This is a genomic window from Dialister sp. i34-0019-2H8 (assembly GCF_042846925.1).
Lineage (GTDB): Bacteria > Bacillota > Negativicutes > Veillonellales > Dialisteraceae > Dialister.
On the sequence record NZ_BAABYQ010000001.1, the window covers coordinates 653,705 to 666,200 of the forward strand.

Annotated in this window: 9 protein-coding genes; all 9 read left to right on the forward strand. The window is 49.0% G+C overall.

The annotated features are described in order from the left end of the window. Window positions 1–434 precede the first annotated feature (434 nt). The 9 genes from ACGG9R_RS02665 (at window position 435) to ACGG9R_RS02705 (ending at window position 12,436) form a co-directional block, all read left to right on the forward strand. Window positions 435–1,334 carry a hypothetical protein gene (locus tag ACGG9R_RS02665; protein ID WP_390151127.1) on the forward strand — a complete coding sequence of 300 codons (900 nt, stop codon included), beginning with the start codon at window positions 435–437 and terminating at the stop codon, window positions 1,332–1,334. Between the two features lie 351 nt (window positions 1,335–1,685). After that, the gene (locus ACGG9R_RS02670) at window positions 1,686–4,943 is read left to right on the forward strand and encodes a DNA-directed RNA polymerase subunit alpha C-terminal domain-containing protein (RefSeq protein ID WP_390151130.1); all 3,258 of its coding nucleotides are present in this window, start codon (window positions 1,686–1,688) and stop codon (window positions 4,941–4,943) included. A gap of 14 nt (window positions 4,944–4,957) precedes the next feature. After that, entirely contained in the window at window positions 4,958–6,229 is a 1,272-nt protein-coding gene (locus tag ACGG9R_RS02675; RefSeq protein WP_390151133.1) for a hypothetical protein, read from the forward strand. Window positions 6,230–6,243: 14 nt separating this feature from the next. Continuing rightward, the gene (locus ACGG9R_RS02680; RefSeq protein ID WP_390151135.1) at window positions 6,244–6,933 is read left to right on the forward strand and encodes a hypothetical protein; all 690 of its coding nucleotides are present in this window, start codon (window positions 6,244–6,246) and stop codon (window positions 6,931–6,933) included. A gap of 2 nt (window positions 6,934–6,935) precedes the next feature. After that, entirely contained in the window at window positions 6,936–9,017 is a 2,082-nt protein-coding gene (locus tag ACGG9R_RS02685) for a DEAD/DEAH box helicase family protein (RefSeq protein ID WP_390151138.1), read from the forward strand. Next, the gene (locus ACGG9R_RS02690) at window positions 8,995–9,168 is read left to right on the forward strand and encodes a hypothetical protein (protein WP_022105409.1); all 174 of its coding nucleotides are present in this window, start codon (window positions 8,995–8,997) and stop codon (window positions 9,166–9,168) included. The genes ACGG9R_RS02685 and ACGG9R_RS02690 overlap by 23 nt, the downstream gene beginning before the upstream one ends. Next, window positions 9,168–11,159 carry an AAA family ATPase gene (locus tag ACGG9R_RS02695; protein WP_390155049.1) on the forward strand — a complete coding sequence of 664 codons (1,992 nt, stop codon included), beginning with the start codon at window positions 9,168–9,170 and terminating at the stop codon, window positions 11,157–11,159. The genes ACGG9R_RS02690 and ACGG9R_RS02695 overlap by 1 nt, the downstream gene beginning before the upstream one ends. Continuing rightward, on the forward strand, window positions 11,159–11,581 hold the full coding sequence (locus ACGG9R_RS02700) for a hypothetical protein (protein ID WP_390151141.1): 423 nt from the start codon (window positions 11,159–11,161) through the stop codon (window positions 11,579–11,581). The genes ACGG9R_RS02695 and ACGG9R_RS02700 overlap by 1 nt, the downstream gene beginning before the upstream one ends. A gap of 210 nt (window positions 11,582–11,791) precedes the next feature. Beyond that, complete coding sequence (locus ACGG9R_RS02705) at window positions 11,792–12,436, forward strand: DUF4236 domain-containing protein (RefSeq protein ID WP_390151144.1); 645 nt, start codon at window positions 11,792–11,794, stop codon at window positions 12,434–12,436. Window positions 12,437–12,496 lie beyond the last annotated feature (60 nt).

Consider the following 12,496-nt stretch of genomic DNA (forward strand, 5'->3'; position numbering starts at 1 on the left):
GCTCCTCCACACTCCTACGTGCACATACCTATAGGAAAGGAGAGCGGAGAGGGCTGGCGGCGGATCCGATTTCCCTCCTCCCGCCAGAAAGCGTGCTAGCCGCCGGACAGCGTGAGCCATACAAATACATAAAGACGCAGCAAGCAAAGAAAGATCTCATGCAGGATTCGCCTCCACGGCAAACCCTAGAGCGAAGTTTAGCCGTACCTGTACGACATGAACCGTGAAATGCGCTGGTGCCAGATTGCAGGGAATGCTTCCATGGATACTTAAGAATGCTTGCTGCGCCTTTGTGATGCGAAAATGCCCTTCGTCCACAAAGGGCATTCTCGCATTTCTCATAATGACCCGTGAATTTTTTTACCCCATCATTTCATAAATTGACATTTCATGTCTAACCCGCGTGCTATACTAAAGACAAGGGAGGGATCTTGATGTATCGAAAGAGAATAGAAAAAACGAATTGGAAAATGCAGAATGTGAATCCGCAGGGGAAAGACTGCAATGACTGCGTCTTTCGGGCCATTGCCGGAGGCACGGGGATTTCATGGAAAGACACCTTCGCCGGACTGTGCCAGACGGGCCTTTCCCTGCATGCCATGCCGGACTATCCGATCGTCTTTCGCAAATATCTGAAGGAAATCGGAGCCCGCTACGTGTATAAGTCCGCCCAAGCGCACGCCCATACCGAGGACGAAGCCAGCACGGCAGACATGACCGCGGGAGAATTTATCCGGCAGCATCCGAAAGGAAACTACGTCCTCCGCCTTTGGTGGCACGTCACCTGCGCGCGGGATGGTTTTCTCTATGACACATGGGACGCGAGCAGCGAAAAACTGCTCGAAGCGTGGGAGATCCCGCCCGACATCGCATCCGCGCCGCGCCCCTCCGCCCCATGGCTCTACGAAAGGAGCGAGCGCCGCCTCGCTCCTTTGGAAGACATCGACGTCGCCGCGGGCCAGACATTTCTTTTTAGAAATCCAAGTCCCGTAAACCGCGGGTATCAGGACAGCTTCGTCCGTGCCATCGCCCTCGCCGAAGGCAGGACATGGGAAGAGGCTTATCAGGATCTCTGCCGTCAAGCCCTCTCTCAGTGTAATAATCCGCAGTCTACGTCCGTCGCGGCATCCTACCTCAGCCGCTATGCCGTGGGGACTTGCCGGTATTTCACGCGTGGAAAGACGCCGGTAAAAGAATTTCTCGCCTCTCATCCGTCCGGTGCCTGGGTGCTCCAGCTCGGCAAAGGCTGGGCGAGTGCGGTGGTGGATGGCGTGTTGATGGATACGAGAAATTATATCAATAAGCCGATCGAGGTCGCATGGCGACTGCGTTGAGCGGCGAATTTCAAACCCACTCCGGATTTTTTCGGAGTGGGTTTGTTTTGGAATCAATTTTCATATAGAGAACTTCATTTCTGTTATGATCTGTCATTCTTTTTATGATATGATGATCTAAGGAAACGATGATTAAATCGCAGAATCAGTGTTTCCCTAAACGCAAGGAGGTGTGTCGTGATGAAAGAAAGTAAACGTTGTGAAGGCACACTCTTTTTGGGGCATTTTTTATTGGGGGGGTAAACCAGCCTCTTCCGTAAAGGTAAACAATATTTTTGTCGTGCAAAATCAGAGGAAACGAGAAGCTATGGGGACATGGCTTTCGTTTCCTCTTTTTTTTAGGTGTTTGGTATGAAATATAATACGTGGAATATTTATTCGGCTGTTCTTCTCATGGAAACGTATGAGCGTGCGCGAAAGCACCCGCAAAAGAGAAGTGCAGAAATCATTCAGTTGTCTCAGCTGCTACGGAAGCGCGCAGGGCAGGGGAAGCCCTATCACGGCGTATTTGGCTCTGTTGCGGATATCAACTACCAGCTGGGGAAGGTCGAGAGCCAGATGACGGCAGGAAGACGAGGCCTGCCTGGGGCATTGCCGCAAGCGATCATGAAAGCCGTAAAAATGTATCAGTCCCAGCCCACGGACTATGATCGCTATCTGCGTGCTGCCCATCAAAATATCACAGTGGATGAACTGAGAAATCTGGAAATGGAGCAAGGCGGAAGACGGGGGCGGGGGAAAGCCATTCCCCTGAAGGAGATCGAGGGATCGGCTGCTAAAAAGGAGGAGTCCGTAAAGCCAGCAAAGGTGGAAGTCGCTGCGAAGGTGGAAACTCCTGCGATGGAAGAGCCGAAGACAGTGGCGGCAAAGAAGGAAATGATTCCTTACGAGAGCGCAGAAAGTGCGCCGCTGCTTGCATTAGATGATTCTATTTTAGACTTGCATGTATCGACTCGCTTGGAGAATCTACTCATGCGACACCATGTGAAGACCATTCGCGATATGCTTTCGTATCCGACCACGGAGTGGGAGCTCATGAAAGGGATGGGAGCCAAATCGCTATGCGAGCTACGGGATATATTGAGACGATATAGCAGGATCGATCCGAATCAAAAACCATCGCAGGGGCCGAAATCTACCATAGAGCTGGCAGATGAGGCGATTTCATACGATATGCCTATCGGGCGGGTACACTTTGGTACGCGTATGGATAGGGTACTTGCGAGTGCCGGCTTTCAGACGCTGGGGGAAGTGCTGCATTATCCGAAGGAAAAGTGGGCGGAGATGTCTGCATTGGGGACGAACAGTCTCGCACATCTTGTGAAGGAAATCGAAGTGTATCGCCAGGCGGCAAGAGCGACGGCGAAAGCAGAACGTGAGAAAAGGAACCGCGACATCTCGAAAGACCAGTTGCGTGAGGAAGCGGAGGCGATGGAAGACTTCGCGGATATGCTCATGGTCACCTATGAGCATATGATGAGGGTTGCAAAGCAGGCAGAGGCGCAGGATATCCCCTTAGCGGAAGGCATCTGGCAGGATGAGACAATACGGAAAGCGGCACAAAACTATGTGCTTCGTCTTCTTGTCCACGAAAAATATGAAGGCGCGTCTTTTGAGACGCTTTCGACAGATTTTCCACATAGGATTTTTGATGAAACTGCTTTTGTGGCGCTTTTGGACTCCATGGAAAAGCAGCAGCTCATCTGGAAGCAAGGCAAGCGCTACTACTGTGTCTATCCTTCACTGGAAACGGTACTTCCCTCGGTTTGCCGGGAGCGGAATGCCAAGGTGTTGAAACTTCGTTTGTCGGGACTGTCGCTGGAAGAGGTGGCAGGGCAAGTGGGGGTGACACGCGAACGCGTGCGCCAGATCCAGAAGAAGATTTTCTCGAAGCTCCCGCCCGTACGGGAAGGATACTTCGCTTTCTACAAGCAGAAATATGTCGGACTGACGGATGACGATTTTCAATACATTTTCCAGCTTGCAGAAGAGACGTGCCATTTTATCTCGCTTTACTTGGATGAGCAGCGGGTGAAGGAAAAAGATGTGGATGCGGGACAGCGTCTGCAGGCTTTGCGTGCCGTGATGCATGATCAGATACTGGATGCGAAAATACGGGAAAGGGCGGACGCGCGGCTGAAAGCGATCGATCCGTATTTTCTCATCGACGGAAAGCATGTGATGAAGAATCGCCAATCCCTCATCCGTTTTGCCATCAAAAGATATTGCCAGGATGCAAAACCTTCGGGTGCATTACTGGAAGATTACCTGCGGCTTTTGGATAGTCTTTCCGTTTCGCGTGAGAATCCGCGCTTTTCCCTGAATGTGAGATACATAGAACATTATTTCTCGGAAATGAAGGTATTGGTGAGCTGCCATCGACAGGTTCGCTATTATGACATTCTATCGATGGACTATCAGGATTTGCTGGATACGCTGCAGCTGACCGCATATAGCAATGTTGAAATATCCAGCCGCAAGTTTTTCCGTGACTACCCAGAAATCATGGGGCGGTATGATATCAGAGACGAGTATGAACTGCACAATCTTTTGAAAAAGCTCTGGGCGCATGGTCATTACAATGACTATCTGGATGATGCACATCGAATGACTTTTGGCAGAATGCCAACGCTGAAGATTGGTCATACAGATCGTAAAAAACAGGTCGTGGATATCATTCAGGAACATGGTTATATTTCTTACATGGATCTGGGATGCGCGATAGAAGAAGCGTATGGTGTTCCTCAAAATGCTGCAATGGCGAATGGCTGGGGCGAAACCTGCAAAGAGTATTTTGACCCTGGTACGGGGATGTTTCATATCCCGGAGACATTTCTTCCTGAGGATAAGGTGGAGCGCATGAAGAAACGCCTGCCGGAGGATTTTTATCTGATGCAGGATATCCTCGATACGTACTTGGAAGAATACCCAGAGGGAAATGTATGGGATATCGATCCGGCGGCTGTAAGGCAGATGGGTTTCATCTCGCATCGGAAATATGTGATCCGTGATACCTATAGCAGTGTAAAAGATTTCTTCAAAAAGCTGTTTGTAGAAAATGAAATACTGGATCTTCGAGATCATCCTGAATATGCGGTATCTTCCATGTTTTCAGCAGTCTGGCTAGGTCTTGCCAAAGATTTTAAGGTCGTAGAGACTGAGCCGGGGGTATTCTGCAATAGCCGGTATTTAGAAAAACATGGAATTACGCAAGAAGCTATCCATGAATTCTGTGAGAAGGTGTATCACTTTATAGAAAATGGGAAATGCTTCAGTATCAGATCCTTGCGAGCAGCAGGTTTTGATCTTCCGTGGCAGGAAGAGGGATGGGGTGACTGGTTCTATGGATCACTTTTGGCAGCTGACTATGAGAGCTTCAATAGCCAGAAGTATGGCTCGGGACATTTGCTGCGCAAGAGACAGATGCAGCGGAAACTCAGCATGGCGGAACTCGTCGAGGAAATCGTCAATGGTTCGGAAAATTTGCTGACGACTTCAGAAATTTCCGGCATCATCGAGGATACCTATGGGATCGAATTCTCTCCATTCAAAGTGAAGGAAATCGTAGAATCGAATGATGATACATTCTGCGAGAAAGTATTGTATTAAAGCGTGAGAAAGAAATGAAAATAGCAGTGATAGATGCAGACCTCCTCGGGCGGCGAAGGCATCGTTTTCCGAATCTGGTCTGCGAAAAGATTTCCGGCTACTACAAGCAGGTGGTGAAATTGCCGCCGGAAAATGTTGTTTTAAAAACGGACTATGAACATCTGGAAGAATTTGACCGTGTGTTTATCGCCAAAGTCTTCACAGATACCCCCGTTCCGGAATGGCTGCAACATGTGTCGCAGCCGAAAGAGCTTCTGATTCGTGTGGGGCGGCCAGACGCCGGAGCGCTGCCTGTCGAGAAGTGGCTGGAGAAAACTGTGGGATATAAAATCAATGGAAAGATACCTGTCAACGTAGGCGGCACAGGTTTCTTTTTTGATCGTGCTCCCAATCTGCCTGATGTCATCGAGCATTGCATGCCTGACTACCATCTTTACGACAACTGGATCGAGGAGAAGGTAGAGCAGGCGAAGAAAAAGGCAGAAAGTGAAGGCCGTGAATTTCATCGCAGCCGGTTTCTGGTGCAGTTCAAGGAGTACCTGGAGTACAGCATAGGGTACTTGACCCGTGGGTGCTTCCGGCACTGCGGCTTCTGCGTGAATCAAAAATATAACAGGGTATTCCGTCATAGCCATTTGACGGAATTTTTAGATCGGGATCGCAAGAAGATCTGCCTTCTGGATGATAATTTCTTTGGATATCTTGACTGGCGGCCGCTTCTGGGAGAATTGGTCGCAACAAGGAAACGATTCAAGTTCAAGCAGGGAATGGATGAACGTCTTCTGACGCCAGACATAGCGAAGGCACTTTTCACATCGAACTATGATGGGGATTTTACGTTTGCCTTTGATAACATTAGCGACTATGACCTGATTCATGCAAAACTGGAGATCATGAAGCCGTACAAGAAGGGGCGGAGCGTGAAATTCTACGTGCTGGTGGGATTTGCATCCACCGATTGGAAGGATATCCGAGATACCTTCCGGCGTATTGAGCTTCTGATGCAGTATCACTGCCTGCCCTATATCATGCGCTATCAGAATAAGAATGAAGCGCCTTGGAAGAATTCGCCGCTTCATGCGATGTATGTGGCGATTGCTCGTTGGTGTAACCAACCGAATATTTTCAAAAAGATGAGTTTCAGAGAATTTTGCAAGGCCAATCAGGCGATGAAGAAGACGCCAGGTTATTGCTCGGCCATGCAGGCGCTGAAGGATTTCGAAATGAGACATCCGACGCTGGCAGAAGAATTTTTTGATATGAAGTACTCCGACTATTCTGACTGAGGGAGCTGATTCCTATGGATTTTTTCGAGGAGTGGGGAAGAAATCTGGAGAACGCTAAGTACCTGTATGCGTTTCTGTCTGAGAAAGAATATGTGAATCAGGTTTTCCTGTCCGGCACAGGGCCAGAGGAAGAGAAAGCATGCCGAGTGCTGTCCAAAGTGTCTATCGAAAGACTGGTGGACTGCATTTGCCGTCTGTCTCCGAAAAAGGAATTTAGTGTGGCGGATATTCCCATGTTCAGTAGTCTCGAGCGCTCCATCATTCGCGTCCCCGAGTTGTTGGAATTTGCAGACGATGGGCTCTCTTTTGATGCTCTCGGCTATCAGCTGATGCAGTGTGCCACGCAGATAGCCAAGAAGAAATATGGGGAGAACCAGTCAAAAACGGCCGCACTTTTCAGCCTTGTATCCATCACGGATACGCGGCCTAAGATGGTGCATCTGACGTCTTTGGGAAAGTACCTGATACCGATACCTTTTCCGGAAAAATCGGAGATTTTAAGAAAACTGCTGCTTCGTAATGCTTATCTGCACTGCCTCATTCACAAGGCCGCGAAAGGCAAGGTGCGGTATGCGGATACGGTCGCCTGCGTTTCCCAAAGCACAGCGGTGAGGAGGCGTGGTAATGTGCGGGAACTGATGGAATTTGTTTTGAAAGGTACGAAGAAAGAACAGCTTTTACAGCATATCGATTGGGAGGTGTAGCCATGGGGCTGAGAGATTTATATCTGGAGTCCTGCTATGAGACAGAAAGCAGCAAGGAACATCTGCTGGAAAAATTCTATATTCCGGTCTTGAAAGCGACGAAGCGGTACTACCGCATTGCGGGCTTTTTCAGCTCGACTGCTTTGACAGTAGCCGCGGAAGGTATTGAGGGGCTCTGCCAGAATCACGGGCATATGTACCTTCTCGTTTCTCCGCAGCTTTCTCGCAAGGACTTCGAAATCATTCAGAAACACCAGCCGCTTGATGAGCACGCGGATCTGTTTCAGGAGTTGAAGCTCGATGAGGCGGCCGATGATCATCTGAAGCTCCTTGCCTACCTGCTGGATCAGGGATTTCTGGAAATCAAGATCGTCGTATGCAACAATTCACCGACCAGCCTCTTTCATCAGAAAGTCGGTATTATGATCGATGAGAGGGGAGACATGATCTCCTTCTCCGGCTCCATCAATGAAACGGCGCAGGCATGGCTGGAAAATATCGAAGAATTCAAAGTCTTCCGCTCTTGGGAGTTGGGACAGCAGGTCTATGTGGATGCGGATAAAAAGAAATTCGAGGACTACTGGAGCAATCGAAAGGCGTCCATCGCGACGGTTTATGATATCCCGGAAGCCGTCCGAGAAAAGATCGTCAAGATCAAGCCGAAAGATCCATTCGATCTTGACTGTATGAAGCGATACAAGAAACCGGGTGAAAAAGACCCGATCGGACTCTTCCAGCACCAGAGAGAAGCCGTGCAGAAATGGAAAAAGAATCAGGGCCGGCTCCTTATGGAAATGGCGACAGGGACAGGGAAGACGCGGACGGCCATCGGCTGCATCTATGAAAAAATGAAAGAGAAAAAGCCTTTTCTTACGATTGTCGCGACACCGCAAAATACCCTCTCGCGCCAATGGCAGGCGGATATGGAGAAGGTGGGGGTCTCCTTTGATTATAGTCTTATCGCGGATGGGACGAACCCGAAGTGGAAGAAAGAACTTGAGAGCATGCTCTTGACATTTTGGGAATACACGAATGCCATCGTGTACACCACACATGCCACGGCTTCCTCTGATAAATTTATAGAGCTCATTACAAAGTATAAAGGAGATACGCCGATTCTTTTCATCTGTGATGAAGTCCATGGGATCGGCTCGAATAAGCAGCAGAAGGCGCTTCTGCCCTGCTATGAGCAGCGCATCGGTCTTTCAGCGACGCCGGAACGTCTCTTTGATGAAGAAGGTACGCAGCTCATCCGGGACTATTTTGGAAATCAGTCATTCGAATTCGGTCTTTGGGATGCCCTGCATACGAAAAATGAAATCACCCAGAAGCCATTCCTGAATCCTTACGTCTATCACCCGCTCTTTGTCCATTTGTCTGAGGAAGAAAAGCAGAAGTGGGAAAAGCTGCAGCGAAAAATTAGGCCGCTTGTCTTTACGATCGAGAAGCTGAAAAAACAACATAAATCGTACCAGAAAGAGAAAAAGGTACTAGACAATCTGTATGAAAAACGTGCCGATATCGTCAAAAATGCAGAAGAAAAGATGGCGGTGCTGGATGGACTGCTGGACAGTATGGATCCAGACTCGATCCAGGATACGCTTCTCTTCACATCGAATGTGCAGATGGATGGTTGCATGCAGATGCTGGCCGAGAAGAAAATCACGCGGGCAAAAATCACGGAAGAGATCTCCGCCAGCAAGACGGATAGAGAGACGGGCCTGACAGAACGGCAGGAAATTTTGAAAGGGTTTGCCGCTCACAGCCTGCAGGTCGTCCTCGGCATCAAGTGTATGGATGAAGGCATTGATATCACGACTGCCCGCGTGGCGATCATCCTAGCGAGCAGTACGAATCCTAGAGAGTACATCCAGCGTGTCGGACGTGTCATTCGACCGGCACCAGGGAAACAGATGTCGGAAATCTATGATTTCATCGTTTTGGGCGATCAGGATCTTCCGCTCTTAAAGAATGAAGAAAAGCGCGTCGCGCTGATTGCGCAGAATGCCGATAACTATATGGATGTATACCAGTTGTTCAAGGGAAAAGGTGTGGATTTAAATGAGTATCAGCAAGAGAATTAAAGACCAGATCGAAGCGCTCGATGTGAATCGGAATATGAAAGATCTGATGCTGGATATCCTGGAAGCGCAGAGCCGAGGAAGCAAAAAAGCTTATGATAAAAAGATTCAGGAGTATCTGGATAAGCAGAATAAAAAAGGAGGGGAGGCGTGATGGGCATTCAGATCGATCGACTGTCATTTGTAAATTATCGCCAGTATGGGACGTGTGAAATCAATTTCAAAAAATCGGAGAAGGCTGATACCCAGCTCTTTGCCATCATCGCGCAGAATGGTACCGGGAAGACGACGGTGCTGAAGGCGATCACATGGTGCCTCTATGGGAAAGAGAATCCGCGTGAATCGAATGCAAAAACGGAAGCACGGAGCCTGCCGCTTGTGAACAGCTCAGTCCTAGACAAGGCGAAGGTGGAAGAACGCGTGCCAGTTTCTGTGTCGTTCCGCTTTACCAATGAGTCCCAAGATGTCATCGAACTTACCAGAAAAGCATTTTTCATGAAGCACAGCAATGGCGCCGTCACTGGCAGTGCTCCTTCTTTCATGGCGACGGTCACCCCGCATGATAATTCCAATACCAAAACGCTTAGCGAAGAAAATGCAGGCATTCTGGTGAAACAGTACTTCGATGAAGCCATTTATAATTTCTACTTCTTTGATGGGGAAAAATTGAAGGATTTCTTCGCTACGCCGCTGAAAGAGTCGATTTATAATATTGCACAGGTCAATCTTTTGGAAAATACGATCAATGCGACGAACAATAAAAAGGTGGCGTTGAATCGAGCGATTGGCAAGAAATTACCGGACTACGCCAATCTTTTTTCGGAGAAAACAGAGAAGGAAGATTGGATCGCTGCCACGACGAAAGAAATCGAACGAGCGAATAGAAAACTGGAAGAAGCCAAGCAGCGAGAAAATTCCTATGATAATAAGCTGATGGGATTTCGTGAAGTAGAGCCATTACAGAGGGAAAAGAAGCGTCTGGAGAGAGAAGAAAAGGCGCTGGAACAGGAAGACGCTAAGAACAAAGCAGAACAAACGACCATTATCAAAGAATACCTGGTATTGCTCACGATGTACCCCAGACTGAAGAGAATCTATCGCTACATCTCGGCTAAAAAAGAAGCGGGAAAACTGCCGCCAAGCATTGATAGAAATCAGATTTTGGAATTGCTGCACCATAAAGAGCAGCCCTGCCCGCTTTGCCATAGTCATCTGACGGAAGAAGCCATTCTTCATTTGGAAGAAATTTTGAAGGAAAATAAAATTTCCTCCGCCACCTCCAATTTTTTAAGCTGCATGATATCGCCGCTGGAGGTCTATCTCGATAGAGCACGGGAGTATATGACTCAGCGTGATGCCTGGCGCAACAGGGTCATTGCTACCCAAAAGCGGAAGGCAGAAAATAAGGCGCAGCTGGAAGAGAATAACCGCAAACTGGACGCTTATGGTGGCGATGCGGGAACGGCGAACGTAGCTTTGTGGAATAAAGAACGTGACCAGGCAAAGGGGGAAATCAACAACTATAATAAAGAAATCGCAGGCCATAAAGCGATGATCGCAGTCAAAAGTGCAGAAATCGCCAAACTGGATAAGGAGCTGTCTGTGTATGAGAAGCAATCAGCGATTCAGGGAAAGCAGAGAGAAGAACTGAATGTATTAAAGAAAATTGGCGATGGTTTCACAAGGGTCAGAGATGCGATCGTCAATGAAACCAAGAAGGAAATGCAGGAACAGACATGGAAGACATTCCGCTCTATGATCTGGAAAGAGAATACTTTCGGAAGCATCTCCATCGATGATCAATATAATGTCGAAGTTTATAACATGCAGGGGCATATCATGACGAATTCAACTGGTGCTACAGAAGCCATGGCACTGGCATACGCTTTCACGCTTTCCGTACATCAGGTTTCTGGGAAGAACTGTCCGCTCGTCATCGACTCTCCCTTAGGCCGCGTATCGGATGAAAACAGAGTACGCATGGCTAAAGCGCTCCTGAATATCGCGAAAGAGAAGCAGATCATCATGCTCTTTACGCCAGATGAATATTCTCCCGCAGTGGCAGAAATGTATGATAAGAAAGCAACCGTGCGGCATCTGAACCTGTCTAAAGATGAAAGTGTAGTAGAAGGAGTGGATCGATAATGGCAGATAGAGCGTATATTGCGGACGAAAATAGGGACTACATCAATACCCATGGGAATATCCTCGATCTCGAAGCGACGCCGAATAAGGAAATCTTTTTTCTCACCATGGCACTTGGCATGGACGAACCGAAAAAGCTGCCAACCAAAAAGACGGGCTGGATTCTCTTTAAGACATTTGATACCAGGGACCAGGCTCTGATCCAGGCGCTGCGTCTGGGGGCAGAGGATGTGAATGAAGAAAATATCAATGATTTTACCGACTTTGACAAGTGTATAGACTATGCAGAGCAGTGTTCGGAAAGAGGCTTTGAGAAGCTTAGGCAGATGGTCGCGGATGCAGATGGTGATAACACGACGCTGCAGGATCGCTTGATGAATGAGCTGGACCGCCTGTATCGCATGAACGTAGAGGGAAAGTAGATTTCATCGATCTTGAGCATGCAGACGCCAGCCTCATGGCGCTGAAAGAAAAACTGGCAGAATGACGAAGGCTAGCTGTTTCGTTAGAATGAGTTTATAAAACCGTCTTGTCGATGAGACAGAAACCGTGCTATATTGTCTTATGAATGAGACAAAACAGCACGGTTTTTATCTTATGTATGAGACAACAGGAGAAAGAAGGCAGAAGAAATGGGTTTTCGTTTTCAGCGGCGGATCAAGATCATGCCGGGAGTGACGCTGAATGTCGGAAAGCGCGGGGTCTCGACGTCGATCGGACGGCGAGGGGCGCATATCACGTTCGGACAGAATGGTGTCCGGACGACAGTGGGGATCCCGGGGACGGGGATCTCTTATACGTCGCTTTCAAAGCCTTCGCATGCGCCGGAGGCGGGGAGCCGGGAGGCGTCGTGGCCGCATCTTGCAAAGTGTCCGTACTGCGGGCATGGGATGCGGAAGCGCTGGGATCGATGTCCGGCGTGTCATCAGGTGCTGGAGCAGCCGCTGCCGGAGGATGCGGTGCGCTGCCGAGGGTGCAGGCGGGTGTATGAGGGGAATATGCTCCGTTTCTGCCCGGCGTGTGGGTGCCGGCTGTTGGATACGCCGGTGGAGATCCTGCCGGAGCTGACGGCGGAGGAGCGCGCGCAGTATGCGGCGGGGCACTGCGAGGTGTGTCCGCATTGCCGTGGTCCGGTGCCGGATGTCGTGGGGCTGAAGTATTGCCCGCATTGCGGCTTCGAGGTCTCGACAAAGCAGAATCGGCAGGCGTTCTGGGGGAAGTTCTTCTATTGTCTCTTTGTGGCGATCCTGATGATTGCACTTTTTGTCATGATGTAGGATGTGAAAAGTCTGCTTCTTGCTTCCCTCCTTTTCTTGCGTTGGGGTGGGTGAGTCTCC

Coding starts and splice junctions, on each gene's coding strand:
- ACGG9R_RS02665 (WP_390151127.1), top strand. CDS start 435: ATGTATCGAAAGAGAATAGAAAAAACGAATTGGAAAATGCAGAATGTG.
- ACGG9R_RS02670 (WP_390151130.1), top strand. CDS start 1,686: ATGAAATATAATACGTGGAATATTTATTCGGCTGTTCTTCTCATGGAA.
- ACGG9R_RS02675 (WP_390151133.1), top strand. CDS start 4,958: ATGAAAATAGCAGTGATAGATGCAGACCTCCTCGGGCGGCGAAGGCAT.
- ACGG9R_RS02680 (WP_390151135.1), top strand. CDS start 6,244: ATGGATTTTTTCGAGGAGTGGGGAAGAAATCTGGAGAACGCTAAGTAC.
- ACGG9R_RS02685 (WP_390151138.1), top strand. CDS start 6,936: ATGGGGCTGAGAGATTTATATCTGGAGTCCTGCTATGAGACAGAAAGC.
- ACGG9R_RS02690 (WP_022105409.1), top strand. CDS start 8,995: ATGAGTATCAGCAAGAGAATTAAAGACCAGATCGAAGCGCTCGATGTG.
- ACGG9R_RS02695 (WP_390155049.1), top strand. CDS start 9,168: ATGGGCATTCAGATCGATCGACTGTCATTTGTAAATTATCGCCAGTAT.
- ACGG9R_RS02700 (WP_390151141.1), top strand. CDS start 11,159: ATGGCAGATAGAGCGTATATTGCGGACGAAAATAGGGACTACATCAAT.
- ACGG9R_RS02705 (WP_390151144.1), top strand. CDS start 11,792: ATGGGTTTTCGTTTTCAGCGGCGGATCAAGATCATGCCGGGAGTGACG.